Here is a 25948-nt window from a genome sequence, read left to right as displayed (position 1 = left end):
TTCATTAGATAAAAATGATATGATTTGGATGATTGCATTTCCATGAATCTTATGTGTATAATTCATGCCAATTTTCATTCAGGTTGAATTATAGGCACGTAGCTCAGTGGTAGAGCACCACCTTGACATGGTGGTGGTCGGTGGTTCGATCCCACTCGTGCCTACCATAATTCCTGGATTTCTAGTAGAATCCCTAAATTGGTAAACTACTGCACTGAATTATTAAAGGTTTGAACCCTGCCATGCAGGGTTTTTTTTTAACAAGAACCTGAAAGATGGAAAGACGGATAAGATTATGCCAAATGTTAAATTACCAGATGGAAATGTAAAACATTTTGAAGCGCCACTCACTATTTATGATGTGGCACATCACATTAGCCCTGGATTAGCTAAAGCAGCGATAGCAGGCCGTGTCGATGGCGTCTTGGTGGATACATCCTATCTTATAAAAGAAGACTGCTCTTTGATTATCGTAACCGAGAAACATGAAGACAGTCTTGAAATAATCAGGCATTCTACCGCTCATTTATTAGCTCAGGCTGTAAAAGCCTTATTTCCATCCGCTCAAGTGACTATAGGTCCTGTAATAGAAGACGGGTTTTATTATGATTTTGCTTTTGAGCGCTCGTTTACTCCCGATGATTTGAGTTTAATCGAAGCGAAGATGCATGAGCTGGCAAAGGCTAATCTTTCGATCACTCGTCGAGAATTACCTAGAAATGAAGCAATACAATATTTTAAGGATTTAGGCGAAGAATATAAGGCAAAAATTATTGCTGATATACCCGAAAATGAAGCGCTCTCTCTATATAGGCAAGGTGATTTTGAAGATTTGTGTCGAGGTCCACATGTCCCCTCCACTGGGTTTTTAAAAGCATTTAAATTGACAAAAGTAGCTGGCGCTTATTGGCGTGGTGACTCAAATAACGAAATGTTGCAGCGAATTTACGGCACTGCCTGGGCTGATAAAAAATCCCTGGAAGAATATTTGTTTCGTTTGGAAGAAGCAGAAAAACGTGATCATCGTAAATTAGGCAAGGCACTGGATTTGTTTCATTTCCAGGATATTGCTCCGGGAATGGTTTTTTGGCACCCCAAAGGATGGACTATTTATCAAGAGCTAGAGCATTACATGCGAAATCGCCTGGTCGATTTTGGCTATCAGGAAATTAGAACACCGCAATTAGTAGACAGATCGTTATGGGAGAAATCAGGTCATTGGGCGAACTTTAGAGATGAAATGTTTGTTACCGAAACAGAGAATCGACATTATGCAGTAAAACCTATGAGCTGTCCCTGCCACGTTCAAATTTATAATCATGGTTTGAAAAGTTACCGGGATCTTCCTCTCAGACTATCTGAGTTTGGAAATTGTCATCGCTGTGAGCCATCAGGCGCGCTGCATGGGTTGATGCGGGTACGCAATATGGTGCAGGATGATGCTCATATTTTTTGCACTGAGGATCAGATTCAATCTGAAGTGGCTATGATGCTGGAGTTAGTGCAATCCGTATATAAGGACTTTGGGTTTACTGAAATAAAATACCGATTGGCTTTGCGCCCTGAAAAACGAGTCGGTTCAGATGACGTTTGGGATAAGGCGGAAACCGCCCTTAAACTGGCTATGCAGGGAAGAAATATTGAGTGGGTGGATGCGCCTGGAGAAGGAGCATTTTATGGACCTAAAATTGAATGCTCTCTCTCTGATTGTTTAGGTAGAATTTGGCAGTGCGGAACGATTCAAGTGGATTTCTCTATGCCTGCACGCCTTGAAGCAAGCTATGTTGCTGAAGATGGAAGCAAGCAAACACCGGTGATGTTGCATAGAGCCATTTTGGGTTCTTTCGAACGATTTATGGGAATATTAATCGAACATTATGCAGGTAAATTGCCATTATGGTTATCCCCAGTGCAAGCGATTGTGCTTACTATTAGTGAGAAGCAGAATGAGTATGCCGAAAAAGTGAGGAAAACTTTGCAAAAAAGAGGGATTCGCGCCAATTTTGACTTGAGAAATGAAAAGATTGGATTTAAAATTCGCGAGCATACTTTACAAAAAATTCCTTATTTATTGGTTGTTGGCGATAAAGAGGTTGAAAATTGTCAGGTAGCTGTTCGCACTCGAGATGGCATTGACCTGGGTGTGATGACAATAGATACAATTTGTGATACCTTAACGCAAGAAATTATCCGTAAAGGATCAATATAAATAAACGAACTGGAGGATTAAACCATTAGTGCACCAACTAAGCGTGAAAATGATCGCGCACGAATTAATGAACAGATCACTGTACCTGAGGTACGCTTAATTGATGTCGATGGTAACCAGGCAGGAATTGTATCAACGCGAGAAGCGTTAAGGGCAGCAGAAGAAAGCGGATTGGATTTGGTGGAAATATCTCCAACAGCCAAACCCCCTGTTTGTCGTATTATGGATTATGGTAAGTTTCTCTTTGAACTGAGTAAAAAACAAGCTGAAGCAAGAAAGAAGCAAAAACAAATTCAGGTCAAAGAATTAAAATTCCGTCCTACGACGGAAGATGGAGATTATCAGGTCAAGCTACGCAACCTGATCCGTTTCCTCAATCATGGTGATAAGGTCAAAATCACATTGCGTTTTCGCGGTCGTGAAATGGCTCATCAAGAACTCGGTATGAAGATTTTGGAACGTTTGCAAGCCGACACGGCTGATGTAGCTATAGTGGAGCAGCATGCAAAACGTGAAGGAAGACAATTACTGATGGTATTATCACCCAAAAAAACCAAGTAACGAATGCGGAGTATATTGTTATGCCGAAGTTAAAGTCACATCGTGGAGCAGCTAAACGCTTCCGAAAGACAGCGAGTGGAGCGATTAAACGTCGCGGCGCTTACAGAAATCATATCCTCACTAAAAAATCTACTAAGCAAAAGCGTCATTTGCGTGTAGAAGCAGGTACTTTGAAGCCATGCGATGCGCGTTTGGCTGAACGTATGTTGCACGGTAGTTAACGGGGAGATTGAACAATGCCAAGAGTAAAACGTGGTGTGACAGCAAAAGCGCGTCACAAGAAAATTTTAGACCAGGCCAAAGGTTATTATGGTGCCCGTAGCCGTACCTATCGAGTTGCTAAACAGGCTGTAATTAAAGCTGGTCAATACGCATACCGAGACAGAAGGCAGAAAAAGCGACAATTCCGTGCTTTATGGATTACTCGTATCAATGCTCAAGCTCGTGAATGTGGGTTATCCTACAGCCGCTTGATTGATGGTTTGAAAAAAGCTTCCATTGAGCTGGACAGGAAAATCCTGGCTGATATGGCAGTTCATGATAAAGTTGCCTTTGCTGCTATTGCAGAACAAGCCAAAGCAGCTTTAGCTGGTTAATTTTCAGCCTGCTTTTTTTGTTATTGCCTTTCGTTTATAAATCTCAATTCGGAATAGCAATCTTAAATAAAAGCCGGTTTGTAAAATAAAAATTATTGAGGAGGCTAAGGCCTCCTTTTTACTTGTGGGTAGAACTATGTTGGTACTTATAAACACCATACAAGAACAAGCTTCAGAAGCAATCAAACAAGCCACGGATATAGTTGCTCTTGAACAAATTCGTGTTGATTTTTTGGGCAAGAAAGGCAAGCTCACCGAATTGCTAAAAGGACTTGCTAATTTGTCTGCAGAGGAAAAACCCAAGGTAGGTCAATTGGTCAATCAAGCAAAGCAGGGAATTAGTGCTTTGATTGAAACAAAAATGATCGAGTTGAAAGAAAAGCAATTATTAGCCAAGCTGGCAGCAGAGCAAATCGACGTTACTCTTCCCGGTCGCAATCATTCCACAGGTTCCCTACATCCTGTTACTCAGGTAAAGCATAGAATTAATGATTATTTTAGTCGTTTAGGATTTGATATTGTTGAAGGTCCTGAAATTGAAACAGAATTTTATAATTTTGAAGCATTAAATATCCCTGGCCATCATCCTGCACGTGCGATGCACGATACGTTTTATTTTGGAGACGGACGCTTGTTGAGGACACACACCTCTCCTGTACAAATCAGGACAATGGAGCAGCGTAAGCCACCTTTTCGTTTAATTGCTCCTGGCCGAGTTTATCGTTGTGATTCGGATGTAACCCATACCCCTATGTTTCATCAAGTGGAGGGATTACTCATTGATAAGCAAGCCACTTTGGCCGGGTTAAAGGGTTTGTTGCAAGATTTCTTCGCTTATTTTTTTGGTCGGGAATTGGCATTAAGATTCAGACCTTCCTATTTCCCTTTTACCGAACCTTCCGCAGAAGTGGATATAGAATGTACTCAATGTAATGGTAAGGGTTGCCGCTCTTGCAAGTTTACAGGCTGGCTTGAGGTATTGGGTTGTGGTATGGTCCACCCTAACGTTTTAATCGCAGTGAACATTGATCCGAATGAGTATCATGGATGGGCTTTTGGCATGGGTATGGACAGATTGGCAATGCTTTATTATGGCATAGATGATTTGCGTATGTTATTTGAAAATGATTTAACTTTTTTACGGCAGTTTTAACCATTATAAAAATAATGAGTCCCGGATTTTATTTTTATGTTTCTTTATGATTGTCTTTCATATGGTACATAAATGATACAGATTAGACCAAATTGTAGTCCGGGATAATTCCCATGAATACTGAAAATAATATTTTATTATGTAGTTGATACAGGCAAATAGTTATCAGTAATTTTATCTCTATTATCATAAAGAGAGCAAAATTAACGGATGGAAACTTTGAGCCAAATGAACAGTTACAGAGATGAGGACTTTAAATGAAAGTAAGTAAGTTATGGTTACGAGAATGGGTAAACTTCTCATTAACTGAACAAGAACTGGCTGAGCAATTGACCATGGCTGGCTTGGAAGTCGACGCAGTGAATCCTGTAGCTGGCCAATTCACTCATGTCATTGTTGCTGAAGTCCTAGATACCAAGCCTCATCCAGATGCTGATAAATTAACCTTATGTGAAGTGAATATCAATAAAGACAAGCCGTTGAAAATTGTTTGTGGTGCGGCTAATGTGAGGCCTGGTTTGAGAGTTGCCCTGGCCATGATTGGGGCACACTTGCCTGGCGGTTTGCAAATTAAGGAATCCAAATTGCGTGGAGAATTGTCTCAGGGCATGTTGTGTTCTGCGACAGAACTGGGACTGGCAGAACATTCCGAGGGGATAATGGAACTGAGTGATGAGGCACCAATTGGAATGGATTTACGCGAGTATCTTGCCCTTGATGACCATGTATTTGATATTGATTTGACTCCGAATCGCGCAGATTGCTTTAGTATTTTGGGTGTCGCGCGGGAAGTGGCTGTTCTCAATAAATTACCCTTAATAGAGCAACCCATAGTTACAGTGCCGCCAGCCATCGATGATGGTCTTCGAGTGAATTTAATTCATTCCGAGGCATGCCCCCGATATTGCGGTCGAATTATCCGTAATTTAAATCTTGAAGCGAAAACACCATTATGGATGGCTGAGCGCTTACGTAGAGGCGGCATTAGAACGTTGCACCCTGTAGTCGATGTGATGAATTATGTCATGCTCGAGCTTGGACAACCCATGCATGCTTTTGATTTAGCAAAAATTAATGGTGAAATTAATGTACGTTATGGCGTTTCGGGCGAGCAATTAGAATTATTGGATGGTCAAGAAGTTGTATTAAACGACAATGTGTTGGTAATCGCCGATAAAGAAAAGCCTTTGGCTATGGCCGGAATAATGGGAGGAGCTAATAGCGCAGTTCAAGAGCAGACACAGCATGTTTTCCTGGAAAGCGCCTATTTTAATCCGGTGACAATTGCCGGAGTTGCCAGAAAATATGGCTTATTCAGTGATTCGTCACAACGATTCGAGCGGGGAGTGGACCCTTGTTTGCAATCAAAAGCTCTTGAAAGAGCGACGGAATTGATTTTATCTATCTCAGGTGGCGAAGCTGGGCCAGTGATAGAGTCTTTTGACAAAAAGTTTTTGCCAGGTACGGTTTCCTTTTTATTTGATACAACAAAAGTGAAAAAGTTAACCGGGCTGTCTATCCCTCTAAACGAAATGAAAAATTTACTGGAAGGTCTAGGTGTTGTCATCATCAAAGAAACTAATCATTTTTTTGAGGTCACCATTCCCTCTCATCGAGTCGATTTGCAACAAGATGCTGATTTGGTTGAAGAAATTATTCGTTTATATGGCTATGACAAGTTACAAGCTCAGCCAATGCAAACATCAGTACAAGCTGGTTTAATCAGTGCCAAGGAAAAAATTGCGACACACGTTTCATCGTGGTTTAGTGCCAAAGGCTACCATGAAACCATCAGTTATAGTTTTGTCGATCCTGAGTTGCAGGAAGCGCTTTACCCACAAAAAGAGTTTATGGAACTGCTTAATCCAATTTCCTCTGAATTATCGCAAATGCGTGCGGGAATGTGGCCAGGCTTAATTGCATCTATGATTTATAATAGCCACAGACAACAAACCGCAGTGAAATTTTTTGAAATAGGCGTGGTTTTTGATCTGGACGGAGGGCAATTAAAGGAGCGTTCATGTATTGCTGGCTTGTTAATGGGGGAGCAAGGCAATTTGAATTGGAGTGAATCTGCCCGTTTATTTGATTTTTATGATTTAAAAGGGGATTTACAATCCTTGTTTGCTTCATTGAAGCTGGATGATGTTGAATTTATTCAATCATCTCATCATGCGCTTCACCCCGGCCAGTCAGCTCAGATTGTGATTAACGGCAAGCATTCAGGCTGGATCGGTGTGCTGCATCCTCGCTTGTCGGATGCCTTTGATCTTGACCAGGATGTGGTTTTGTTTGAGTTGAATCTTGAATCATTAATCAATCCGACTATTCCTCTGTATAAGCCTATTTCCAAATATCCACAAATAAGGCGCGATTTGTCTTTCCTGGTTGATAGGCAGATAAGTGCCATGCAGATTGAGCGAGTAATCAGAAATACAGTTAAAGAGGATTGGTTAAAATCGTTTGACGTCTTTGACGTGTATATGGGTAAAGGTATTCCAGAAGATAAAAAAAGTATTGCTGTGGCTATGACACTACAAGACGATACTCGAACTTTAGTTGATGCCGAGATCAATTTAACAATTAGTGCTATAATCAAGAAACTGGAAAATGAATTTTCAATCCTTTTGAGGGAATGATCGTGAACGCACTAAGCAAAGCAATAATGGCAGAAACGTTGTGTGACGAATTAAAATTAAATAAACCAGTTGCTAAAGAAATGGTTGAAAATTTTTTTGAAGAATTACGCCATGCTCTTGAAAATGGTCAGCATGTGAAATTATCCGGTTTTGGTAATTTTACTTTGAGAGATAAACCACAAAGGCCAGGCCGCAATCCAAAAACAGGTGAAGAAATTCCTGTGGAAGCCAGAAGGGTTGTTACCTTTAAGCCAGGTTTAAAATTAAAAACGAAAATTGAAAAAATAGGAAAGTAGTTTGTTGTCTCATTACACCAAGCATGTATTCATATGCACAAATCAGAAAGCACCGGGTAAGCAATGTTGTGCTAATTCCGGTGGAGAAGAATTTTTTGATTTTATGAAATCAAAATTGTTAGAATTTGATTTGCATGGCCCTGGAAAAATCCGGGTCAGCAAATCAGGATGCCTTGGACGATGTGGCTCTGGTCCTTGCATCGTTATTTATCCAGAAGGAGTTTGGTATACTTATTCTTCCTTTGAAGATATTGAACAAATCATCAAGTACCACTTAATTGATGGTAAGATAGTAGCGCCACTTCTGCTAGACAGATAATTATTTAGGGAAATAAACTTTTTGTGCTTTCCTGGCACGAAAAGGCTTTTGATAAAATTAAGCGTTGGTTAATTCTGAGCGAGTAGTCAGGCCCAGTCTCTTCTAATGAAACAAAGAGATGAAAATTAGTATCGGGGTTTTCTGTTGATTCAGTATGAACTTACGTCAATAAGATAAAAAATACTTCACATTTAGTCATTAATCTGATGTTTTTATTGAGATTTGATTAATTGTATATATTTTTTTATCCATTTTACTTGTAGGTTGTTTCTGTTTTGGTTAAAATCGCCCGTCCATGATAGAAAGATTACCAATTGAGGCGGTTCGGAGTTTATTTAATGAAGACATTTAGTGCAAAAGGCAATGAAGTCAAGCGTGACTGGTTTGTTGTCGATGCCAGTGAAAAAGTTTTGGGTCGCTTAGCTACAGAGATTGCTCGTCGTTTACGTGGCAAGCATAAAGCTGAGTATACTCCCCATGTTGATACAGGCGATTACATTATAGTCACTAATGCAGAAAAGGTTATTGTGACTGGTCGCAAGTTTAAAAACAAAATGTATCATCATCATACAGGGTTTCCTGGAGGGATCAAATCGGCATCCTTTGAAAAATTACAGGATAAAAATCCAACAAAAATTATTGAGCTTGCTGTAAAAGGCATGTTGCCCAAAAACCCGTTAGGTAGAGAGATGTATCGCAAGTTGAAAGTATATGCTGGCAGCGAACATCCACATACTGCGCAGCAACCGAAGCAACTTGAGATTGAGGAATAAGTATAATGGCTGAAATGAAGCAATATTATGGCACCGGCCGTAGAAAAAGTTCAATTGCACGTGTATTTTTACGTCCTGGGAAAGGTGATATTAAAGTAAACGACAGAACTTTGCAGGAATATTTCTGTCGAGAAACATCATGCATGATTGTAATGCAACCTTTGGAAACAGTAGATCTTCTTAATAAGTTTGATGTCTACATTACTGTAACTGGTGGTGGTATATCTGGCCAAGCAGGAGCTGTTCGTTTGGGAATAGCCAGAGCATTGGTTGCTTATGATGAAGATGGTTTGGCCGAAGGCGCTGAGCCAAGTCCCGATTCGTTCCGTCGCAAGCTAAGAGCGCGTGGGTTATTAACTCGCGATTCAAGACGTGTGGAACGAAAGAAAGTGGGGCTGCACAAAGCACGCCGAGCTACTCAGTACTCCAAGCGCTAATTCTATTACTTTTTTCCAAGCCTCGTTTTATACGAGGCTTTTTTATTTTCTAAGAAATAAGTTATCCAACCGTTTGAAAAATTGTTATTCTTTGTTATAACTAACGGGAGTTATATTAGGCGAACTGGCTCCAGTTCATAGACCATAATCAGGATGATTAAGCAGTGAGCGAAATGACTGATCTCAATCAGGATGTAAGTAATCATAATCAAGACGAACAATTGGATGAAGAGCGGCGTCGTTTTTTGTTGCATACTACCTGTGTCTTAGGCGGGGTAGGCGCTGCATGCGCCTTAACTCCTTTTATTACTTCCTGGTTACCAAGCTCTAAAGCACAAGCAGCAGGTGCTCCAGTCAAAGTTGATGTCAGTAGAATGGAGCCTGGTGAACAGGCTATTATTGAATGGCGTGGCAAACCAGTATGGATAATTAAACGAAGCAAGGACATGCTTAACCAGTTACAAAAAGAAGATGAGTCTCAACTGAGGGATCCCGATTCTTTGGTGGATCAACAGCCGGAGTATGCGCAAAACAAGTTTCGCTCCATTAATCCCGAGTTTTTGGTTTTAATCGGGATTTGTACTCATTTGGGTTGCTCTCCAAAATACAAACCTAGTCTTGGTGAGTTAGGCCCCGATTGGCCAGGTGGCTTTTTTTGCCCATGTCATGGGTCAATGTTTGATCTTTCAGGCAGAGTATTTAAGGGCGTTCCTGCCCCTATCAATTTGGAAGTACCACCTTATCACTTTTTAGATGAACACACCATTGTGATAGGTGAGGATGCAAAATAAGGATTAAGGCATGAATGGGTTAGTCAATTGGTTAGATGAACGTTTCCCTCTTGTTAGCACTTGGAAAGCGCATTTCAGTAATTATTATGCACCTAAAAATTTTAATTTTCTTTATTTTTTTGGATCTTTAGCACTGATAGTTTTAGTCAATCAAATCATTACTGGTTTATGGCTAACCATGTTTTATACGCCAAACGCGGAGCAGGCATTTTCTTCAGTTGAATTCATTATGCGGGACATCAATTTTGGCTGGCTACTCCGTTATATGCATTCCACAGGAGCTTCTGCTTTTTTTGTTGTTATCTATTTGCATATGTTTAGAGGCTTGCTTTATGGTTCTTATCAGAAACCACGGGAGTTAGTTTGGTTACTGGGAATGTTTTTATACCTCTTGTTAATGGCAGAAGCATTCTTTGGTTATTTATTACCCTGGGGACAAATGTCTTACTGGGGTGCTGAAGTGATTACTTCCTTATTTGGAGCGATACCTTATATTGGCAAAGGTCTTGCTGTATGGTTGAGGGGAGATTACTCTGTTGCAAATCCGACGTTGCAGCGATTTTTTGCCTTGCATGTCATAGGAATACCCATTTTAATGATCATCCTCGTGTTTTTGCATATTGTTGCATTGCATAAAGTAGGCTCAAACAATCCGGAAGGGATTGATATCAAGAAGGCCCTGGATAAGGATGGAAAGCCTTTGGATGGAATACCCTTCCATCCTTATTACACTGTGAAAGATTTTGTAGGTATCATAGTCTTTTCAATTTTATTTTTTGCGGTTGTCTTTTTTGCCCCTGAAATGGGGGGGTATTTTTTAGAGCATGCTAATTTTGTGCCCGCTAATCCAATGGTGACTCCAGATCATATTGCTCCTGTTTGGTATCTCGCGCCTTTTTATGCCATTTTAAGGGCTATTCCTGATAAGCTAATTGGGGTGGTGTGCATGGCTGCTGCCATATTATTGCTTTTCTTTTTGCCCTGGCTCGATAAAAGCAATGTGCGCTCTGTAAGATATAAAGGAATGTATTCCAGAATAAGCATTACCTTGTTTGCGTTTAGCTTTCTACTTTTAGGATATTTGGGCACAACTCCGGTTACACCAGTAAGGTTGTTTTTAGCTCGAATTGCCGCTGTTATTTATTTTTCTTACTTTATCTTGATGCCTATTTATAGTCGTTTTGAGAAAACCCGGCCAGTACCTACACGGATAGGTGAAAAATGATGAAAATAAAGGTGTTATTAGTTGCTGCATTGGCATTTTTAATGTCAAACGCTGCTTTTACAGAAAATTTAACAATGGATTATGTACCGGTTGATATAAACGATAAAGAGAGTTTGCAAAGAGGGGCAAAGATGTTTATGAATTATTGCTCAGGATGCCATTCTCTCAAATACATGCGTTATAACCGCATGGCTCAGGATCTTGGATTAACTACTTTTGATGGTCAGATTGCTGAAGATTTATTAAAAAATAACTTAATTTTTACTCAGGCCAATATTTATGATCCCATTCAAATAGCTATGTCACCTGAAGATGCCAAGCAATGGTTTGGTATGGTGCCTCCTGATTTGTCTTTAAGTGCGCGAGATAGAGGGCCTGTTTGGATATATAATTATTTGAAAAGTTTTTACAGCGACCCTTCCAGACCTTTTGGTGCTAATAATTTACTAATGCCTGATGTTGCTATGCCTAATGTTTTGGAACCCTTGATTGGAAAAGTCATTTTAGTCAAAGATAAAAATTCGCATGCAAATAGTTTATTAGTGGTAAAACGAGGTGAGATGTTTGAAGGCCAGTTTGACAGCGCATTAAGGGATTTAGTCAATTTTTTGGTTTATGTAGGTGAGCCTGCCAAGCTAATTCGTTATAAATTAGGAGTTTTTGTTCTTTTGTTCTTCTGTATTTTCCTTATAGCAGCTTATTCACTGAAGAAAGCTTATTGGAAACAATTAAAATAGGAATAGGCTGCTTACTCCTCAGTTTTGTAAAAAGTACTACATTTTTGCCTTTTATACAGAGTTCAATCTCAAATGGTTGTCTTCAGAATCAGAAAATATATCTGGTTTCTTGTATCGAGTTCACGCTAAAATAAGAAGATTTGCTCAAAGTAACCCAGAAGATTAAAAATGTGATAGAATAGCAACCTTTGTGCACTAGAATATAAAAAGCCATTTTAACAGGCTTAAATGAATTGATAGGAGTAAGGTAATGGCAATCGTTGCAAAGCGCACCATAATGTCTTTATTTTCTGATGTAGATGATGTTTATAGTCACCAAGTTCGTATCGTTCTGGCAGAAAAAGGAGTTAATGTTGAAATTCTTGCAGTAAAGCAAGATGAGCCTGGAGCTGACCTATTGTCTATTAATCCTTATGGAACCGTTCCAACATTAATTGATAGGGAACTTGTATTATATGAAGCAAGAATCATTATGGAATATTTGGACGAACGTTTCCCTCATCCTCCATTATTACCAGTTTATCCAGTAGCCCGTGCGGAAGCTCGCAAAATGATGCATAGAATTGAACAGGATTGGTATTATTTAATGAACGCTATTTTGCGGGAGGAATCTGTAGAGCAAGCCAGAGCTAATTTACTTGAAAGTTTAACCAGTTTAGATCCTGTCTTTGCAGATAAACCTTATTTTTTAAGTGATGAGTTTTCGCTTTTGGATTGTGCATTGGCTCCTTTATTATGGCGGTTACCTAAATTAGGTTTGGAAATTGCGCCTAATTTTAAAGGAATAATTTCCTATATGCAGCGTGTGTTTAAACGTGATTCTTTTCAAACAAGTTTGACGGACGCTGAGAGACAAATAAGAGCAGCATAATTATGGCAATGACATCAAACAAACCCTACTTGATTCGTGCTTTCTACGATTGGATTGTTGATAATGATTTAACACCCTACATTCTCGTAGATGCATCAAATCCCAATGTGCAGGTTCCAAGGGAGCATGTCCAGCATGATAGAATTGTATTAAACATTTCTCCCTCAGCGACCCGAGGACTTTTATTGGAAAATGATCGCATTGTGTTTACGGCACGCTTTTCTGGGCAAACAGAGCAAATTTTTGTTGCTCCCAATGCTGTACTAGAGATTTATGCAAAAGAAAATGGCAGAGGGATTGCTTTTTCAGTTGACGAAGATGATGAGCCGCCACCTAAAACTTCTTCTTCCTCTGAAAGTGCTACAAAAAATAAGCCATCACTAAAATTGGTAAAGTAGACGGCATGGTTTCTTTTAAGCGAATCGTAGCCAAGAAGCACTGATTTTTACAGCATGATCTTGGCATAGCGATATAAAAATATTTTGTGGTCGTTATATCAAATTTACGTTAATTTGGAGCCAAGAGGTGAACAAGCTAGAAAATGCTCTGTATCGTTGTGATCAAATTAAAGCTTGTGAGCAGCAAGCTGCAACTTTGTATCAAAAAGACGAAAATGCCTTGATGGCTCTGGCTGGCGCAGAGGCATTTTCTTTCTTACAGAAACTCTACCCGCATGTAAGGCATATAGCCGTCTTCTGCGGCGCTGGCAATAATGCAGGTGATGGTTATGTCTTGGCCAGATTAGCTCATGAACAAGGATTCTCAGTTACTGTATATCAATGTAAATCAATAGAAGATTTACCTTCCGCTGCCAGGAATGCCGCACGCCAGGCATTGGCATCTGGAGTACATTGTCAATCCGCAGATGAACCTTTAGATGGCGATGCCGAATTAATTGTTGATGCATTATTGGGTATTGGATTACAAGGAGCCGTGTATGGGGTAATAGCCAACGCGATTCATCAAATCAATGCCAGTGGGTTACCGGTATTATCAATCGATATTCCATCTGGTCTTAATGCGGATACAGGATTAGTAGAGAATATTTGCGTCAATGCGACTGCCACAATTACTTTTATCGGACTTAAAACAGGAATGTATACTTTGGATGGACCAGATTATTGTGGTGTGATTCATTGTGCTCATTTAAACCTGGAGGCATGTACAACTAAATTAACCCGATTTGCTTCCCTGCTGAGGGATTCTACCTTGCCATTGCCTCTCGCAGCTAGAAAAAAGAACTCTCATAAAGGTGATTATGGACATGTTTTAGTGATAGGCGGAGGCCCAGGAATGCCTGGAGCAGTGAGCTTGGCAGCCAAGGCAGCACTCAAGACGGGAGCAGGAGTAGTTACTGTTGCAACCTGGCCGGATTATGCGAAGAGCGCTTTACCCTTAATTCCTGAAGCGATGATCTGGGGTGTCAAAACAGCAGGGGAGTTAATGCCTTTATTAGCAAAAGCTACGGTTTGTGTTATTGGGCCTGGGCTTGGTGATAGTGATTGGGCTAAAACCTTGTTTTTAACTGCCATTACAACCCAATTACCCATGATTATTGATGCTTCAGCGCTGAGATTACTTTCTCAACATCCCCAAATGGATGACAATTGGATTTTAACACCTCATCCTGGTGAAGCTGCCAGTTTGCTTTCATGTACTGCAAGAGATGTTCAAATGGATAGATACCATGCGGCATCTGCTATACAAAAACAATATGGTGGTGTTGTGGTATTGAAAGGAGCAGGCACGGTTATTCAGACCGCGGAAAAGAATATTTTTGTCTGCCCTCAAGGCAATCCAGGTATGGCTACCGCAGGCATGGGGGATATTTTGAGTGGGATTATTGCCGCTTTTTGCGCCCAGGGTTTTACCTTATCCGATGCTGCAAAGTTAGGGGTGTGGGTCCATGCTGTTGCTGGAGACAAGGTTGCTGAAAAATCAGGAGAAGTTGGGGTATTGGCGAGCGACTTACTTGATGAAATTCCAAGCATTTTGAATTGTATCTAGTGCGATGATTTATTAAGAAGGTAACCTGAGTGTTACTGAGGTAACAAACTCTGTTTCAATACTTGTGTATAACGGTTTGGCTGACAGGCTTTTTCTAAACAGATACATTATGTAGTGTTCTCGATATGGCTATTGAAGATAATGATAATTTCATAACTTTGGATTTGGTTAGTGAACAAGAGAGCAAAAGATTTGCAGAAAAATTGGCGTTTTGTATCTCAGCGCCTTTGGTGATTACTTTAAGTGGTGATATAGGGGCCGGAAAGACAACCATTATTCGCGCAATGCTAAAATCACTCGGGGTAATTTCAGCCATCAAGAGTCCAACTTTTTCATTAGTTGAAAGTTATAATTGTGGTCAATTTCATATTCATCACTTTGATTTATACCGTATTCACCAGGAAGAAGAACTGGAGTATTTAGGTTTTAGAGACTATTTTTCCAATCAGAGCGTTTGTTGTATTGAATGGCCTGAACATGGTGGAAAAACATTGCCTCCAGTCGATATTCAGTTTAATTTAATAATTAAAGGGACTGGGCGCTTAATACAAATAGCTGCATTAAGTGTCGCGGGTAAAAGAATTTTAGCTTGCCTGGCGGGTGAATGATGATGAGAGCGTGGGTCTTAAGTCTGTTATTATATCTACCAAGTTCTTTTGCTGTATTTTCTGCACAATTAAAGAATATTACAGTTTCTCAGCAACCAACCATGACGTCTCTTTATCTTTCTATACAAGGTTCATTTACCCATAAGCTATTTACCTTAAGTCAGCCCAATCGTGTGGTTTTAGACTTAAGTGATACACAATTAGCCGTCAATATCAGTCAATTGGGTTTAATCAATTCGCTTATTCAGCAGGTAAGAAGCGGTAGTCCCTCCAAAAACACGCTCAGGCTTGTCATGGATGTAAAACAACCAGTCAAGGTGCGCTCATCTTCATGGAAACCGAAAGGAGAATTGAATGGGATCAGAATTGATCTTGTTAATGATACTCCTTTAGTCATAAATAATCGCAGGCAGTTGAGTTCGCCTGTTAAAACGATTAAAGCTCCAGTCCAGCAAACCCAATCAAAAATATCCAGCCAGCCATCAGAACAACGAATAACTGTGCATAAAACACCTGTTCAGGTTCCTCATAACCCATCAAAAAAACCTTTGCGTGATGTTGTTGTAGTGTTGGATGCAGGGCATGGGGGCAAAGATCCTGGTGCAAGAGGTCCGCGTCGTAGTAACGAGAAGGATGTTGTGCTGGCCATTACTTTAAAACTTAAACGATTGATAGACAGACAACCAGGTATGCGCGCAGTCCTGACACGCTCGGGAGATTATTACGTTGGACTTAGACAACGCCTGGATATTGCCAGAAAATATAATGGTGATGTATTCATTTCTATCCATGCCGATGCATTCAATAATCCTCACTCTAATGGAGCCTCGGTATTTGCCTTGTCACAAAGGGGGGCCACCAGTGAAGCAGCACGCTGGTTAGCAGAAAAGGAGAATTACTCTGAACTAGGTGGAGTGAATTTAGGTGAATTGGATGATAGTAATGGGGTAGTACGTTCTGTTTTGATCGATTTATCACAAACTGCAACAATAAATGCTGGTTTGGAAATGGGGGGAAAAGTATTAGGTCAATTGGATAATTTTACCAATTTGCATAATAACAAAGTGGAGCAAGCCCGTTTTGTTGTTCTGAAATCTCCAGATATTCCTTCTATTTTGGTTGAAACCGGTTTTATCTCAAATCCCCGTGAGGAAAGAAATTTAACCAACCCTGCCTATCAGGAGCGATTGAGTCAGGCAATATTTCAAGGACTAAAAAATTATTTTTGGGATCATCCTCCTCATGGGACTCGAATTGAGGCTATGATTTCTCCAAATTTTCATATCGTTAAAAAGGGTGAAACTCTTCCTGCTATCGCTGCTCGATATAGGGTATCTGTGAACGCATTACAATCAATTAACCGCCTTCAGGCAAGGGCAAGACTTATGCCCGGGCAAAAATTAGTGATACCTGGCACATGGTCTTAAGGATACATCAACTTTCGCCAGCAATAGCCAATCAGATTGCAGCAGGAGAAGTTATAGAAAGACCTGCTTCGGTAGTCAAGGAGCTGCTGGAAAACTCTTTGGATGCTGGTGCCAGTGTGATTGGTGTCGATGTCAATTATGGGGGATTGCTGCAGATTACGGTTAGTGATAATGGTTCAGGAATCGTTGGAGACGACTTGCCTTTAGCTATTGCAGCTCATGCAACCAGTAAAATCAGAACGCTTGATGATTTATATTCCATTGATAGTATGGGCTTTAGAGGGGAGGCATTGGCAAGTATTGCCTCTGTTGCCAAAGTGACTATCATTTCAAAGCCTGAGGAGCAGGACAATGCAATGATGTTGCGAGTAGAGGGGGAGAACAGGACTCTCTCTCCTTGTGCGCGCAATATTGGCACTACCATTGATGTTTCTGATTTGTTCTATAATGCCCCAGTTCGTAAGCGGTTTTTAAAAAATGAAAAACTGGAATTTCAAGCTATTGAAATGGTTGTGAAACGGTTTGCATTAAGCGCTCCTCAGATTGCATTAACGCTTAAGCATAATAAGAAACTGATTTTTTCATTACCGCCAGCCTTAAGTGAGCAAGCCAAAGCCATTCGTATGGGTCGAATTTTGGGCAATACTTTCATGAGAGAAGCTATTTTTCTTGATGTGGAGCACAGTGGTATGCGTCTTTATGGCTGGATAAGCAACCATCGCTTGCAACGCAGCCAGAATGATAGGCAGTGGATTTATGTGAATCAACGCATGGTAAAGGATAAATTACTCCAACATGCAGTGAAACAAGCGTATGATGGCTTATTGCATGCAGGCAGATTTCCAATTTGTTTGTTGTATTTTACTTTACCTGCTTCTGAAGTGGATGTGAATGTACATCCTACAAAGCATGAAGTGAGATTCCAACAGCCCCGCCTGGTACATGATTTTTTTACTTCCCAATTGACGAAAGCGTTGCAATCGACTCTTGACCATTCAGAAACAATGGAATACGCATATGCTGCTTCCTCTTGTAATGAGCAGCAAAATACAGTTTCGGAACCTTCCCATATCTGCAATGACAGAGAGTCCTATGAAGGGGCAAGAGCTTTATCCCCAAGCTGGAGTGACAATTCATTATCATCATCTATAACCTGCAAAGGGTATAAAAAAACCAGCTCTGTATATCATCCAGAAACAGAGTTCCAGTGGGTTATCTTAAATGAGCGGTTTATTTTGGTTTTGATAAAGCAACAGCCTTACCTTGTAGACATCGTAACATTGTTTCAAGAATGGATAGAAAAGCAGCTAATGCAAAAGGCATTGCCCTTGGAGAGCCGGCCTTTATTGATCTCAATTCGTTATCCATTACCAAACCAATGGATACATAAGCTGGATCACTTAAAGCATGAGTTGACTCGTGTTGGAATACAGATTGAGTACCCTAATGCTGATGACTTGTTAATTCGCAGCATCCCTTTGAATGCGCCCTATTTAGATGTTCGTCGTTTTTTTAATGTTCTCTGCGAACTGGATTTTTTTGATACTGAGCAATTGATAGCGTTAATTAGCCGTTCTCAAATGTTTGACCCAAAACAATTAACAGTTGAAGAGCGTATTGAAATGAATCAATTGTTGCTGGAACTCTCTCTTCAAGAAGAGAAATGTAATACATGTAAAGCGTTAACCATTGATGATTGTCGGATGTTATTGCATGAATAAGCTAGTGTTTTGTTTAATGGGACCAACTGCTTCAGGAAAGACAGGATTAGCATGCGAGTTGCTAACTCATTTCCCTTTTGAAATTATTAGTGTTGATTCCGCCATGATTTATAGAGATATGAATATTGGGACAGCAAAACCTTCAATCCACGAATTACAGAGAGCGCCTCATTATTTAATTGATATTAAAGATCCGGTTGAATCCTATTCGGCAGCTCAGTTTTGTACAGACGCTTTGTCTTTGTGTGCTGAAATCATCAAAAGAGGGAATATTCCTTTGTTAGTAGGTGGAACTATGATGTATTTTAATGCCCTGCAAAAAGGGTTAGCCACTTTGCCTGAAGCCGATGAAGCTGTTCGTAAACGACTGGAGGAGGAAGCCTTATCACAGGGTTGGGATTTTCTTTATCAAAAGCTAAGTCAATTAGATCCGGTAACAGCAGCTCGCATTCATGCTCATGATACGCAAAGAATTCAAAGAGCGCTGGAAGTTTATTACTTAACTGGTTCAACGTTATCAACCTATTTGACCGGACCCCATGAACGGCCTGATTATTATTTTGTTAATCTTGCTCTTTTTCCTGAGCAAAGATCCTGGTTGCATGAACGTATCGCGCAACGGTTTGATGCGATGCTTAGTGAGGGATTCATAGAAGAAGTTCAACAATTGCAAGCAAAATGGCCTATTCAAATCAACTTGCCCTCCATGCGATGTGTTGGATATAGGCAAATACTCCAGCACCTTGCAGGCCACTATGATTATGAAACTATGCGAGAAAAAGGTATAGCAGCAACAAGGCAGCTGGCCAAACGGCAATTAACCTGGTTGAGGCATTGGGAGGGGGCTTTATTTTATGATTCGCAAAATGTGGGATTTAATACAGATATTATAGCGAAAATAAGGGAAATATTAGATAATACTGTCTCTAATTGACATCATGCCGCAAAGGAACAACATGAGGAAAACAACAAAAGAACCTGCAAGTGCTAAAAAAAATTATGTCGTACATAGACATCAATTACCATTGAGTTGCCCAACAGATGAGATGGAGTTATGGAATGCTCATCCCAAGGTTTATTTGCCTATAGAGAAAACCGGGGTGGAGGTTTGCCCTTATTGTGGCTCTCGTTTTGTATTGCAGAATGATTAAATCGGTTTGTGTTATAAGGCTTTCAGCTTTAGGGGATGTTTTGATGTTGGTCCCACTGATAAGGACCTTGCAAAATAAATTGCCTAATGCTCAATTGACCTGGATTATTTCAAAACCTGCCTTTTATTTGGTGGAAGGAATGGAAGGCGTGGAGTTTATTGTTATTGATAAACCTAAAACGCTTGCTGACTATTGGCGGTTTAGGAAACAAATGTTGCCTCGCCAGTTTGATGTGTTGTTAGCGCCTCAAGCCAGTTTTAGAACTAATTGGCTTATTCCATTTATTAAAGCTAAACGCAAAGTTGGCTATGATTCTCACAGAGCGAATGATGGCCATCGTCTGTTTATAAGGGAAAGCATTTCTCCTGGATTGGAGCACACACTTGAGGGCTTTTTAAAATTTGCTGAGCCTTTAGGTGTCACTGAAAAAATAATCCACTGGGATTTACCGATTACCAAGGCAGATTATGAATGGGCTCAAAATCATTTGCCGGAACAAGAAAGGCCAATTTTAGTTGTTAATCCCGCAGCCAGCAAACCTGAGCGCAGTTGGTTGGCGGAGCGATACATTGAGGTTCTGAAACAGGCGCAAGTTAAATGGGATGTCAAAGTTGTTTTAACCGGAGGGCCAGGCGATCATGATAAATCATTGGCAGAGGAAATAGCGAAAGAAATTCCAGTGGTTAATTTAGTTGGAAAGACAAAACCTAAGCAATTGTTGGCTGTGATCAGTAAAGCAAAAGCAGTCTTGTGTCCTGATACAGGACCTTCTCATATGGCGGCAGCGGTAGGCACGCCTGTTGTGGCTTTGCATGCTGTTACCAATCCCTCTATTTCTGGCCCGTATACTTTTCAACATTTGGTAGTTAACAGGTATTCGCAAGCTATCCAAACTGTATTAGGAGTGAGTCCAGAGAAGAGTGTTTGGGGTACGCAGGTCCATGGATATGAAGCCATGAAATTAATTACCGTAGATGATGTAATGGAAAAATTAACTGAAATATTTTCAGGACTTATGAACAATACCTAATCTTTGTGCGGGAAAGGCTTTTAATGAGAGCATTTCGCTTATGCTCATTAAAAGCTGTTTGCCCTTACCCTGGTGATTTCCCCAAGTACTGATTTTGATTTTTGAGGAGCATAGGATGCAACTTTCTTCTGAGCAATGTGATTTTTTTTTCACAAATGGATATTTGGTAATAAATAATTTCTTTTCAGAATCTGTATGCGATCTATTAAAGCAACGCATTGAAACATTGCTTGAAAATAATCAGGCAGAGATACCTAAAACAATTTTTTCCACGCAAACCAACGAACATGCAAAAAAACAATATTTCCTTGATTCTGGAGATAAAATTCATTATTTTTTTGAGCCGGGTGCTTTTGATGAAGCCGGTGATTGGCTACGTCCTTTTAATCAATCAATTAATAAAATTGGACATGCTTTACATGAATTGGATCCTGTTTTTAGGCAATATTCCCGAGATGATCGAATTAAGAAGATAGCACATCAGCTTGGGTTGAAAACACTTGGATTGGTCCAATCGATGTACATATTCAAACAGCCGGGAATAGGGGCTGAAGTACTTTGCCATCAGGATAGTACCTATATTTTTGGTGAGGATAGTGATGCTTTAGGGTTTTGGTTTGCAATAGAAGATGCTACTTTGGAAAATGGCTGTTTGGAAGTGATTCCAAGCCCGTGTACCACACCCTTAAAGCAGAGGATGTTTCGTCGAGAAAACGAAATTTATTTTGAAAATTTCGATTCAAGTCCTTGGCCAGAAGAAAACAGTGTCCCTTTACCTGTTAAAAAAGGCGCTTTAATTATACTACATGGCAGAGTTCCACATAAAAGCCAGGCTAATTTTTCTAATCAATCCAGACATGCCTATACTTTGCATTTGGTTGATATTTCATTACCTTATCCTGAGAAAAATTGGTTGCAATGGCCTAATGGGATTCCTTGTTTATAACATCACTAGTTTAGAGATCTCAGAGAATACAACATCAAAAGCTTCCAATTTTTAGAAAATTGTGTTGGAGAACTCTATAATTTACAAGAGGCTCTTGGTAAATCATTTTGGAAGAAATCCCGAATGGATAATGAAAGTTTGCTTGCCATATTGAATAATTGGTCTGCAACCAATTATGCAAAAGGTAACTATATCCTAAGAGAAATCTCCAGCAAGTTTCTTGCAAAGATATCTATCGATAGTAATGATTACTTACTCGATGCTGGTTGTGGTGATGGCAGTTTCACTCAAATGCTAGCCAATTTAGTCCCTGATGGATATGTTCTTGGCTTGGATCGATCAAAAACAATGATTGATTATGCAAACAAACATTGTAGGAGTATCAACGTTCGTTTTGATATAGGGGACATTCAAGAACCTATAATTTACGGGCCATTTGATAATATTTTATCATTTTGGTGTCTTCACTGGACTGATTTGGAAAAATCATTATCCAATTTATATCATGTCTTGAAACCAGGAGGTAAAATTTGTGCAATTTTTTCTTCTGGCAAACAAAGCACTTTGTTTGAAGTGTTAAACAGCCTGCAATTTCAAAATCTTTACCCTGATGTCGCTAAAAATGTCGTGCAATCTAAAATGATGCGGGAGAATTATTCTGTTCAATGCCGAAGGGCATTGGATAATTTGCCATTTAAAAGCATTTCTTTTGTTGTAGAACATTGCCAAGTGGAATTACCTGATCTCGGGTTATTTGAAAACTTTATACACGGTGCCCCATTATTCAAGGATCTCCCCGGTAAAATGTATCAAGATATTGTAAACGGCATGGTGCAGTTTTTTGATGAGTACTGCAAAAAAAAATACGGTGGAAAATGGGTGTATGAAACCACTCCCTATTTTTTAACAATTACCAGGGAGTGAAGAATCATTGTAATTAAATTATATTTTAGCGAATAAGTCGGCTTTTTTCTTTCAAGGAATCCAGAAAACCGCTTATGGACTAACATGGGATTGTCTACCCAACTCATCCAAATCGACAGTAATTTTATCGGGGACACTGGGCGTAAAACAAGAACTCAAGCATTTGGTAATTTGTCGATTCAAGCAGACTCCAACGCACATAGAGAAACAAATAGTAGCGGGAATACTCGAAATATATGCTATTTGCGTTGATGGATCGACAGCTGCTGCTTTCAGGATGTAATAAATACCAACGTGCACTCCAGCCATCAATGTAGTGAGGGTAAAAGCAGAGCATTTTACAAAACATTCATTAGAACTAAGATTGGAACTGCATTCCTCAATTTTTTCGTTCCTGGCTTCCACCTTGGTTTGATAGTCCTCAGTTAATTCGTGGGTTAATGCCTCTAGCTCCTTGTCAATAAACCCTTTTTTTATCTCAGGGGGAGTTTCAAGCGAGTGCAACCTGAAAAAGAGATTTGCATTGGTTTTTTGAATGACATTAGCAGCCAGGGATTTTAAACTGGGGACTTTGGATGATTTATCTTCAAAGGTTGTTGGCATGAGTTTTCTTAAAATGTAAGTTAATTAATTTTGCCAATTTGACCATATAATTTATTTATTGTCTATATAATGATGCGGTATATACTGCTGATTACCTCATTTCACATGCGATTTTTATGAGTCATCATATATTGGTAAGAGACATCACATTCTTGATCCTTTAGAGCATAATAAATCAAAATTGATTGTTATGATTGAGGAAGGTGATTGGCCTTCCTCATTTCAAATTCAGCCAAGCTTTATTTAGGGCTTATCCTATTTTGTTATTCATTAGGTGTTCGGTGCTTGTGTCCTTTTCTTCCTCAAATAATTCAGGAAAATAATCACTCCAAAAGGAAGGTGATTTATTTTTATTGGTCGGCTGCTTTCCAGATTGAATGGCTGGTTTATGATTAATCTCGGGAGCTGTATGGAAATTGGGTGAATGCTTTTTCATGGCCTCATAAGAAGAAGGAGCCGGTTCTGGTTTTTCCTGAACTTTGTCTTGCAAATGTTGCAAGGGTTGCTCTTTAAAGCGGTATACATTGAGCAAGACAAAACAAGCCTGGGTTACCATTAATGCCACACCAATAGCAGGGTTTAGCGCAAAACCAAGGGCGACTAGCAGACCGCCGGCTATTAATACTGTTGTCAAATTGTACCCTAAGCTAATTAACAAATTCTGGTTGATATTGTTTACTGTTTGTTTTGATATGGCAAAGGCATTGGCTATAGGCAATATAGTTCCACTTTGTATAATGGCTGAGGCGTGTTGCTGGGTGATTTCATCGCTGTCTTGAGACAGTACTGCTATACCGAAGTCGCTCGCAGCAAGAGCGTTTGCGTCATTAGCCGCATCTCCAATCATAGCTACTTTTAGTCCCTGATTTTGTAATGATTTAATATAAACTGGTTTGGATCTATCTTCTGTATTGATAGTTGTAGCGACACAATTAGCATGTACTTTCTTAATGCCAAGAGCTTGCGCATAGCGATAGGCGGTTTTTTCATCTGCACCAGTGCATAGATGCACTTCTTTTCCCATTTTAATTAATGCATCAACTGTTTGCTTTGCATCTTTTCGTAAGGGGTCGGTGATGACCAGATAACCTAATAGTTGTTTGTTTCTGGCTAGAAATACCAGGCTATCGCCCGCAACCAGATTCATTTGGTTTTCAAGCGAAGATGTAGAAATCCCTATTTCCTGCATTAAGGTTTTACTGCCAATAGTATATTGAATACCATTAATCTCTGCTGAAATGCCTGAATGGTTTGAATGATCCAAATTAGCAATATTGAATTTTTGTTTATTGATTCCTTGAGTAAACGATTGTATTGCTTTTCCGAAAGGATGTTTTGATTGCCCCTCCAATACATTGCAAATACTCAGAAAATGCTCAGAAGAAAGATCGGCATCATTTAATACCGCATATTCTTTAACCACAGGAACGCCGGTTGTTAAAGTGCCATTCAAGTCAAAAATGACTACATCAATTTGTTCTGCTAATTGTAATACCCTGGAATTTTTAAACTGCACACCGTGTTCGGCTCCTTTATGAATTCCAGTTTTTACTGCTAGAGGAATAATTAAACCAAGAGTACAAGGGCAAGCAGAAACCAATACTGAAATAGCGCATTGTATCGCAAGTGCTGGTGTAGCAATCAAGCCGACAATGATCCCTGAAAGGATGGAGAGAGCAATAATGGATGGGATAAAATAGCTAAGAAGCTGCCCTGTTTTTATCTCTATCGGTGCCTTTTCAAGTACAGATTGAGCTATGCTTTCATCAAGACGGGCAAGGTATGACTCTTTTGCAGTTTTTAGAACGCGGAGGGTGAGTGGTTTTGCATCATTTGCCAGACGCATTCCGGCAAGTATTTTTTCACCACTACGAAATTGTTTAGGTATGACAGCACCGGTAATGATGGTGGGATAAATGAGGGTGTCTTGCTCACAAACGCTATCCAATGGTATAAGCTCACCTGGTTTCACTTGTATAATGTCATTGGGTTGAATTTCTTCAATCCTCGTTTTTTTAAAATCAGAATGGCGATATAATCTGACTTTTTGTGGGGTTCTGTCTTGAAACTTGGTTGAGCTTATTTTGTCTTTGATAGTGTCCTCAATAGCGATACCAATATGCCTGAATCCATAAATAAGTAATCCTGCCTCAAACATCATAGGTAACCACGGTACAAAGAATGAAGCAAGCGACACAATAAGAACAGAAACAGTGCTAATTGAAAACAATGTGTCCATTGTGAGTGTGCGAGATTGGACTAACTTTTTCCAAGCCTCGTAATAAGATTGGGCACCAAGCGCAATGGTTAATAAAATGCTGAGACCCGCTAGGGGAATCATTACAGCAAGAGGTAAACCGCCTATAGCCATCGTCAGGATCATTAAGCTAGCACCAGTGACACAACCTAGCCCTCCAAGCAACCAATGGGAAGTGATTATTTTTTTTGCGCTGCTAAATATTGTGGATAATGTGCTGGCTTCTTGTTGAGCTGCTGTCTGTTTTTTCTCGGGGAGGAGAGTAGGTTTCTCATCTTTAATTGGAGGGAATTCATGGTTTTCACAAGTAAACCCTGTGTCATCAATTAGTTTTTTAATGATTTTCCAGTTGCTTTCATGTTCATTTTCTCTTTCTTCAGAAAGAGATATCACAATTTTTTTGGGGTCTGGGGTGCTCATGTCTGCATGAAATGTATTGATTTTGATTAAATTGGAATTTCTTAAAAAGGACTCTATGGCATTACTGCAACTGGTGCAATTCATTCCGCTGACATAAAAAAAATAAGGCTTGGACATAATCGCTCGCTGAGTTAAATGGTTAACTCATCCTGAGAACTTTGTACCGGATTTATCAATCAACACCAACCATCGAGCAAAAATTGCATTTTAATGCCAGGTCTATCATTTTTAGTCCAGAGGATGTGCA

General features: G+C 39.8%; 26 protein-coding genes and 1 tRNA gene. 25 read left to right on the top strand and 2 right to left on the bottom strand.

Translation table 11 applies throughout. From position 1 onward, the window contains the following. The first annotated feature begins 92 nt into the window (after positions 1 to 92). The 25 genes from LPG_RS13715 to LPG_RS13595 all read left to right on the top strand — a co-directional run bounded on the left by LPG_RS13715 (position 93) and on the right by LPG_RS13595 (position 22421). Positions 93 to 167: transfer RNA gene (locus tag LPG_RS13715), tRNA-Val, on the top strand. 128 nt (positions 168 to 295) lie between these two features. After that, on the top strand, positions 296 to 2209 hold the full coding sequence (thrS, locus tag LPG_RS13710; protein WP_015443963.1) for a threonine--tRNA ligase: 1914 nt from the start codon (positions 296 to 298) through the stop codon (positions 2207 to 2209). A gap of 24 nt (positions 2210 to 2233) precedes the next feature. Then, positions 2234 to 2770, top strand: coding sequence for a translation initiation factor IF-3 (infC, locus tag LPG_RS13705; RefSeq protein ID WP_011216580.1), 537 nt, complete (start codon positions 2234 to 2236; stop codon positions 2768 to 2770). A 20-nt stretch (positions 2771 to 2790) separates the two neighbouring features. Further along, complete coding sequence (gene rpmI, locus LPG_RS13700; protein ID WP_011216579.1) at positions 2791 to 2991, top strand: 50S ribosomal protein L35; 201 nt, start codon at positions 2791 to 2793, stop codon at positions 2989 to 2991. A 15-nt stretch (positions 2992 to 3006) separates the two neighbouring features. Then, on the top strand, positions 3007 to 3366 hold the full coding sequence (gene rplT / locus LPG_RS13695; protein WP_010948412.1) for a 50S ribosomal protein L20: 360 nt from the start codon (positions 3007 to 3009) through the stop codon (positions 3364 to 3366). Between the two features lie 136 nt (positions 3367 to 3502). Further along, positions 3503 to 4519, top strand: a complete 1017-nt coding sequence (gene pheS, locus LPG_RS13690; protein WP_014844798.1) for a phenylalanine--tRNA ligase subunit alpha — start codon at positions 3503 to 3505, stop codon at positions 4517 to 4519. Between the two features lie 257 nt (positions 4520 to 4776). Beyond that, the gene (gene pheT, locus LPG_RS13685; protein WP_010948410.1) at positions 4777 to 7158 is read left to right on the top strand and encodes a phenylalanine--tRNA ligase subunit beta; all 2382 of its coding nucleotides are present in this window, start codon (positions 4777 to 4779) and stop codon (positions 7156 to 7158) included. Positions 7159 to 7160: 2 nt separating this feature from the next. Beyond that, on the top strand, positions 7161 to 7454 hold the full coding sequence (locus LPG_RS13680; protein WP_011216576.1) for an integration host factor subunit alpha: 294 nt from the start codon (positions 7161 to 7163) through the stop codon (positions 7452 to 7454). Between the two features lies 1 nt (position 7455). Further along, on the top strand, positions 7456 to 7773 hold the full coding sequence (locus LPG_RS13675; RefSeq protein WP_015443964.1) for a (2Fe-2S) ferredoxin domain-containing protein: 318 nt from the start codon (positions 7456 to 7458) through the stop codon (positions 7771 to 7773). 338 nt (positions 7774 to 8111) lie between these two features. After that, entirely contained in the window at positions 8112 to 8546 is a 435-nt protein-coding gene (gene rplM, locus LPG_RS13670) for a 50S ribosomal protein L13 (protein WP_010948407.1), read from the top strand. A gap of 5 nt (positions 8547 to 8551) precedes the next feature. Continuing rightward, positions 8552 to 8983, top strand: a complete 432-nt coding sequence (gene rpsI, locus LPG_RS13665) for a 30S ribosomal protein S9 (protein ID WP_010948406.1) — start codon at positions 8552 to 8554, stop codon at positions 8981 to 8983. A gap of 173 nt (positions 8984 to 9156) precedes the next feature. Continuing rightward, complete coding sequence (gene petA / locus LPG_RS13660) at positions 9157 to 9774, top strand: ubiquinol-cytochrome c reductase iron-sulfur subunit (RefSeq protein ID WP_011216574.1); 618 nt, start codon at positions 9157 to 9159, stop codon at positions 9772 to 9774. A gap of 10 nt (positions 9775 to 9784) precedes the next feature. Continuing rightward, positions 9785 to 10999, top strand: coding sequence for a cytochrome b (locus tag LPG_RS13655; protein WP_010948404.1), 1215 nt, complete (start codon positions 9785 to 9787; stop codon positions 10997 to 10999). Next, complete coding sequence (locus LPG_RS13650; protein ID WP_010948403.1) at positions 10996 to 11736, top strand: cytochrome c1; 741 nt, start codon at positions 10996 to 10998, stop codon at positions 11734 to 11736. Before LPG_RS13655 ends, LPG_RS13650 begins: the two co-directional genes overlap by 4 nt. Before the next feature lie 250 nt (positions 11737 to 11986). Next, positions 11987 to 12607 (top strand): stringent starvation protein SspA, encoded by a 621-nt coding sequence (gene sspA / locus LPG_RS13645; protein WP_010948402.1) that lies wholly within the window; start codon positions 11987 to 11989, stop codon positions 12605 to 12607. A gap of 2 nt (positions 12608 to 12609) precedes the next feature. Further along, complete coding sequence (locus LPG_RS13640) at positions 12610 to 13005, top strand: ClpXP protease specificity-enhancing factor (RefSeq protein WP_010948401.1); 396 nt, start codon at positions 12610 to 12612, stop codon at positions 13003 to 13005. Positions 13006 to 13132: 127 nt separating this feature from the next. Beyond that, positions 13133 to 14614 (top strand): bifunctional ADP-dependent NAD(P)H-hydrate dehydratase/NAD(P)H-hydrate epimerase, encoded by a 1482-nt coding sequence (locus LPG_RS13635; protein ID WP_010948400.1) that lies wholly within the window; start codon positions 13133 to 13135, stop codon positions 14612 to 14614. Positions 14615 to 14739: 125 nt separating this feature from the next. Further along, positions 14740 to 15222, top strand: a complete 483-nt coding sequence (tsaE, locus tag LPG_RS13630) for a tRNA (adenosine(37)-N6)-threonylcarbamoyltransferase complex ATPase subunit type 1 TsaE (RefSeq protein WP_010948399.1) — start codon at positions 14740 to 14742, stop codon at positions 15220 to 15222. Further along, positions 15219 to 16649: an N-acetylmuramoyl-L-alanine amidase family protein gene (locus LPG_RS13625; RefSeq protein ID WP_010948398.1), complete on the top strand. Its 1431-nt coding sequence runs from the start codon at positions 15219 to 15221 to the stop codon at positions 16647 to 16649. Before tsaE ends, LPG_RS13625 begins: the two co-directional genes overlap by 4 nt. Then, positions 16640 to 18370, top strand: a complete 1731-nt coding sequence (mutL, locus tag LPG_RS13620; protein ID WP_010948397.1) for a DNA mismatch repair endonuclease MutL — start codon at positions 16640 to 16642, stop codon at positions 18368 to 18370. Before LPG_RS13625 ends, mutL begins: the two co-directional genes overlap by 10 nt. Beyond that, positions 18363 to 19304 (top strand): tRNA (adenosine(37)-N6)-dimethylallyltransferase MiaA, encoded by a 942-nt coding sequence (gene miaA, locus LPG_RS13615; RefSeq protein WP_027225287.1) that lies wholly within the window; start codon positions 18363 to 18365, stop codon positions 19302 to 19304. Before mutL ends, miaA begins: the two co-directional genes overlap by 8 nt. Positions 19305 to 19326: 22 nt before the next feature. Further along, the gene (locus LPG_RS13610) at positions 19327 to 19521 is read left to right on the top strand and encodes a zinc-finger domain-containing protein (protein ID WP_011216566.1); all 195 of its coding nucleotides are present in this window, start codon (positions 19327 to 19329) and stop codon (positions 19519 to 19521) included. 43 nt (positions 19522 to 19564) lie between these two features. Then, on the top strand, positions 19565 to 20551 hold the full coding sequence (locus LPG_RS13605; RefSeq protein ID WP_015443968.1) for a glycosyltransferase family 9 protein: 987 nt from the start codon (positions 19565 to 19567) through the stop codon (positions 20549 to 20551). A gap of 88 nt (positions 20552 to 20639) precedes the next feature. Then, positions 20640 to 21497 carry a Dot/Icm type IV secretion system effector LegD1 gene (gene legD1 / locus LPG_RS13600; RefSeq protein ID WP_010948394.1) on the top strand — a complete coding sequence of 286 codons (858 nt, stop codon included), beginning with the start codon at positions 20640 to 20642 and terminating at the stop codon, positions 21495 to 21497. A gap of 123 nt (positions 21498 to 21620) precedes the next feature. Further along, positions 21621 to 22421, top strand: a complete 801-nt coding sequence (locus LPG_RS13595; RefSeq protein WP_010948393.1) for a class I SAM-dependent methyltransferase — start codon at positions 21621 to 21623, stop codon at positions 22419 to 22421. A gap of 72 nt (positions 22422 to 22493) precedes the next feature. On the opposite strand, the gene LPG_RS13590 is transcribed toward LPG_RS13595, so the two are convergent. Together LPG_RS13590 and LPG_RS13585 are read right to left on the bottom strand one after the other, a co-directional pair. Further along, positions 22494 to 23024 carry a lpg2692 family Dot/Icm T4SS effector gene (locus LPG_RS13590; RefSeq protein WP_010948392.1) on the bottom strand — a complete coding sequence of 177 codons (531 nt, stop codon included), beginning with the start codon at positions 23022 to 23024 and terminating at the stop codon, positions 22494 to 22496. Between the two features lie 250 nt (positions 23025 to 23274). Next, on the bottom strand, positions 23275 to 25818 hold the full coding sequence (locus LPG_RS13585; RefSeq protein WP_010948391.1) for a heavy metal translocating P-type ATPase: 2544 nt from the start codon (positions 25816 to 25818) through the stop codon (positions 23275 to 23277). Positions 25819 to 25948 lie beyond the last annotated feature (130 nt).

Origin of the sequence: Legionella pneumophila subsp. pneumophila str. Philadelphia 1, from assembly GCF_000008485.1 — a bacterium.
In the GTDB taxonomy this organism is placed as follows: domain Bacteria; phylum Pseudomonadota; class Gammaproteobacteria; order Legionellales; family Legionellaceae; genus Legionella; species Legionella pneumophila.
The sequence above is the reverse complement of the archived record's forward strand: the minus strand, read 5'-3'. Positions and strand labels throughout refer to the sequence as shown.

Coding starts and splice junctions, on each gene's coding strand:
- thrS (WP_015443963.1), top strand. CDS start 296: ATGCCAAATGTTAAATTACCAGATGGAAATGTAAAACATTTTGAAGCG.
- LPG_RS13605 (WP_015443968.1), top strand. CDS start 19,565: ATGTTGGTCCCACTGATAAGGACCTTGCAAAATAAATTGCCTAATGCT.
- pheS (WP_014844798.1), top strand. CDS start 3,503: ATGTTGGTACTTATAAACACCATACAAGAACAAGCTTCAGAAGCAATC.
- LPG_RS13625 (WP_010948398.1), top strand. CDS start 15,219: ATGATGATGAGAGCGTGGGTCTTAAGTCTGTTATTATATCTACCAAGT.
- LPG_RS13590 (WP_010948392.1), bottom strand. CDS start 23,024: ATGCCAACAACCTTTGAAGATAAATCATCCAAAGTCCCCAGTTTAAAA.
- sspA (WP_010948402.1), top strand. CDS start 11,987: ATGGCAATCGTTGCAAAGCGCACCATAATGTCTTTATTTTCTGATGTA.
- mutL (WP_010948397.1), top strand. CDS start 16,640: ATGGTCTTAAGGATACATCAACTTTCGCCAGCAATAGCCAATCAGATT.
- rplT (WP_010948412.1), top strand. CDS start 3,007: ATGCCAAGAGTAAAACGTGGTGTGACAGCAAAAGCGCGTCACAAGAAA.
- LPG_RS13655 (WP_010948404.1), top strand. CDS start 9,785: ATGAATGGGTTAGTCAATTGGTTAGATGAACGTTTCCCTCTTGTTAGC.
- LPG_RS13585 (WP_010948391.1), bottom strand. CDS start 25,818: ATGTCCAAGCCTTATTTTTTTTATGTCAGCGGAATGAATTGCACCAGT.
- rpsI (WP_010948406.1), top strand. CDS start 8,552: ATGGCTGAAATGAAGCAATATTATGGCACCGGCCGTAGAAAAAGTTCA.
- LPG_RS13650 (WP_010948403.1), top strand. CDS start 10,996: ATGATGAAAATAAAGGTGTTATTAGTTGCTGCATTGGCATTTTTAATG.
- LPG_RS13640 (WP_010948401.1), top strand. CDS start 12,610: ATGGCAATGACATCAAACAAACCCTACTTGATTCGTGCTTTCTACGAT.
- rpmI (WP_011216579.1), top strand. CDS start 2,791: ATGCCGAAGTTAAAGTCACATCGTGGAGCAGCTAAACGCTTCCGAAAG.
- LPG_RS13610 (WP_011216566.1), top strand. CDS start 19,327: ATGAGGAAAACAACAAAAGAACCTGCAAGTGCTAAAAAAAATTATGTC.
- LPG_RS13595 (WP_010948393.1), top strand. CDS start 21,621: ATGGATAATGAAAGTTTGCTTGCCATATTGAATAATTGGTCTGCAACC.
- rplM (WP_010948407.1), top strand. CDS start 8,112: ATGAAGACATTTAGTGCAAAAGGCAATGAAGTCAAGCGTGACTGGTTT.
- pheT (WP_010948410.1), top strand. CDS start 4,777: ATGAAAGTAAGTAAGTTATGGTTACGAGAATGGGTAAACTTCTCATTA.
- tsaE (WP_010948399.1), top strand. CDS start 14,740: ATGGCTATTGAAGATAATGATAATTTCATAACTTTGGATTTGGTTAGT.
- miaA (WP_027225287.1), top strand. CDS start 18,363: ATGAATAAGCTAGTGTTTTGTTTAATGGGACCAACTGCTTCAGGAAAG.
- petA (WP_011216574.1), top strand. CDS start 9,157: ATGACTGATCTCAATCAGGATGTAAGTAATCATAATCAAGACGAACAA.